The 2,486-nt window shown below is 31.5% G+C and carries 4 protein-coding genes; all 4 read right to left on the reverse strand.

Features of this window, described 5'->3' with window-relative positions; genetic code table 11:
- Positions 1 to 287 precede the first annotated feature (287 nt).
- Positions 288 to 821, reverse strand: coding sequence for a hypothetical protein (locus D7Y06_RS24675; protein WP_120410120.1), 534 nt, complete (start codon positions 819 to 821; stop codon positions 288 to 290).
- A 13-nt stretch (positions 822 to 834) separates the two neighbouring features.
- Positions 835 to 1,110 (reverse strand): hypothetical protein, encoded by a 276-nt coding sequence (locus D7Y06_RS24680; RefSeq protein ID WP_120410121.1) that lies wholly within the window; start codon positions 1,108 to 1,110, stop codon positions 835 to 837.
- Positions 1,111 to 1,135: 25 nt separating this feature from the next.
- Positions 1,136 to 1,606: a hypothetical protein gene (locus D7Y06_RS24685; RefSeq protein WP_120410122.1), complete on the reverse strand. Its 471-nt coding sequence runs from the start codon at positions 1,604 to 1,606 to the stop codon at positions 1,136 to 1,138.
- 397 nt (positions 1,607 to 2,003) lie between these two features.
- Complete coding sequence (locus D7Y06_RS24690) at positions 2,004 to 2,408, reverse strand: hypothetical protein (protein ID WP_120410123.1); 405 nt, start codon at positions 2,406 to 2,408, stop codon at positions 2,004 to 2,006.
- Between the last annotated feature and the right edge of the window lie 78 nt (positions 2,409 to 2,486).

Raw genomic sequence — 2,486 nt, forward strand, 5'->3', positions numbered from 1 at the left:
ATGGTGAGGAACTGCCATTTGACTGAGTTTCATACAATAAATACGGCGGTCAATTAAGACCGCCGAAAAAAATCAAATTAATTTACACACTTTACTTGACAAACCCACCGTTTACGATTATTTAATCTACTAACTGTCAAAGACAGGATTATACTAAATATCACTCCTGCAATCAATTATTTTCAGTGTTTATTTAGCTTTGGTAAATCGGTAAAAAAATGACTATATCAGATAAAGTATTATTATCCGATATAGCCATTTAAAAACAAACATTTTCTATCACTGTTCTATAACTCGCACTGTACCAAATCTCTATAATATCCCAACAATTCAACCAACGCATATTGATAATGATTTACTTCATCAAATATATTACTTGATATATCTTTTTTATCTCTTATAGTTGCTATTTCCTCAGAAATTAAATACAATCTGCTTTTCATTTCTGGATATTTAGGATATTTGTCACATAATTGCTCATATGTATATCCCTGAACAATATCATATATCTGCTTTCTGCAAATAATGGAAAACCAATCCGCAACATCAAAAAATGCCCTATATTCATGTCCCAATGCCTTGCTTAAATTTTTCTGAACATATTCTTCTTTTTTCATGTTGCTACCAGCATCACCTAAACCTATACATTTTGTAAAAACACGTACTATATGCTCATATGCATCACGAAACTCTTTCACAGGCTGTAAATATGTTTCAAAGTCATCTGACAGTTCTTCTCCAAGCAAAATATAGTGCTTGGTAAAATTATGAATGACAACTATTTCTTTTATTTCTTTTTCAAATTTTTTGAACAAATCCATTATTCTATATCCTTTATGGCAAATTCAACTCTCGAATGTTATTTCTATATTGTTCGTAATCATCCTTAGTTTTATATAAACTCTTATGAAAACGCACAGAACTTCTTACAGTAGCATCCGCCAACCTGCCAACATATACATTGTTCAAATTAGTAGAGAAGCTTCCATCATCATATAATTCTATTGACGCTACATTCCTTTTAGTAGAAATAGAAATCAATCTAATAATAATTCCAATTATACTTATTAAAAAGAATAATGTAAAAAAACAAATCATTAATAATTCCATCTTGTTATCCTTCTTTCTATATTTATTAAAAGAATACTATCCGCAACGTATTTAAGATTAATGTTGATATCCCTAATAAAATGACCAAACAAGTGGTATTCTTTTGAACCAAGGATATATCAACCAATCCGTACGTTGCGAAATTTAAAACCAAGTAAACCCCTAATAAAATCAACATGAAAATAATTATACATGCAATAATTAGCCTTTGTGCAAATCCATATTTATGTTGCCCGTCAACTAATAATTTGAAATTTCCTACCACAAGCATGGCTAAGAAAATCCATATAATACTTCCATTTTTTATGTGTTCAAAATAATCTACTTTTGTATTTGAAAGATAAAATACCAACCAATATAATACTATCGGAACAAATGATATTGACATTTCAAAAATCATACTAATTATCTCATATCCAATCGCCATGATTTTTGAATAATTCCGTTCTTCAGTAATTTGTGGCATTTCTATCACTTTTTCCACAGTATTACCCATTTATAAATTTTTATCCTTTTCTATAAAAAATTGTCTTGTTTCACCAAGACAACCTAATCGCTACTGCCTCCGCAGGATTTACGAATGTTACAACTCATCCACCTGTTTCTTAGGCTATCTCACTTAATAACGCTTATAATTATATCATCTTAGTGTATTCTATGCAAGCACTTTTCCATTGTTTCCTGCATTTTTCGTTTAGCTTGTCCCATTATATAACACATTTTGGACAATTTCCACTATTTTCTTTAGATTTACGCAAAATTTTTCAATTTCTTTTCCATATATTGTGTAAAGCAAAGAACATTTGTACAAAATATAGAGATGATAAGACACACCAGATAAGTCCACCCTATCCGATATGCCTTATAATAAATCTCTCAATTCTACTATCCCATCAACTAAAATACGTCTTGCTCCGTTCCCTCTTTACCGATTCAATCCCCTTATCTAGCAGTCTCCTATTTCGATCCATAAAAGCATCCCATGATTTACTATCTTCTTCTTTTTTCTCCGCATTCCTGATACCTCTGTTTACTGCACTTACCACTTCTTTTGTCCTGTACGCTTCTTCTGACTTTCTCTGTACCCCCTCTTCATGGATATTTTGTAAAATCTGATTATGTTTCTCTTTCTGTTGATTTTCTCTCGCCATTGCTTTTTCAATATAAGAATTGAGAAGGTTGCTACTATGCTGTACTCTTTCCCTCTCGGCTTCCTCCCTTTTATCCATTTCAAGCCTATTTGCCCTTAATCTGTCACGTTCCTTGTGGTCACGCTCCGCACATACTGATTTAACCATGTTTAATTGTTATTCGTAACTTTACCTACTCCCAATTACCCGAAAATTCTTCAAATTAAAAGAAGGTACAGCATAATT

This window comes from Roseburia sp. 1XD42-69, assembly GCF_003612565.1.
GTDB lineage: Bacteria > Bacillota > Clostridia > Lachnospirales > Lachnospiraceae > Roseburia_B.

What these genes read in the sequence shown, in the direction of transcription:
- D7Y06_RS24675 (WP_120410120.1), bottom strand. Translation starts at nt 821, where the DNA reads ATGGATTTGTTCAAAAAATTTGAAAAAGAAATAAAAGAAATAGTTGTC.
- D7Y06_RS24680 (WP_120410121.1), bottom strand. Translation starts at nt 1,110, where the DNA reads ATGGAATTATTAATGATTTGTTTTTTTACATTATTCTTTTTAATAAGT.
- D7Y06_RS24685 (WP_120410122.1), bottom strand. Translation starts at nt 1,606, where the DNA reads ATGGGTAATACTGTGGAAAAAGTGATAGAAATGCCACAAATTACTGAA.
- D7Y06_RS24690 (WP_120410123.1), bottom strand. Translation starts at nt 2,408, where the DNA reads ATGGTTAAATCAGTATGTGCGGAGCGTGACCACAAGGAACGTGACAGA.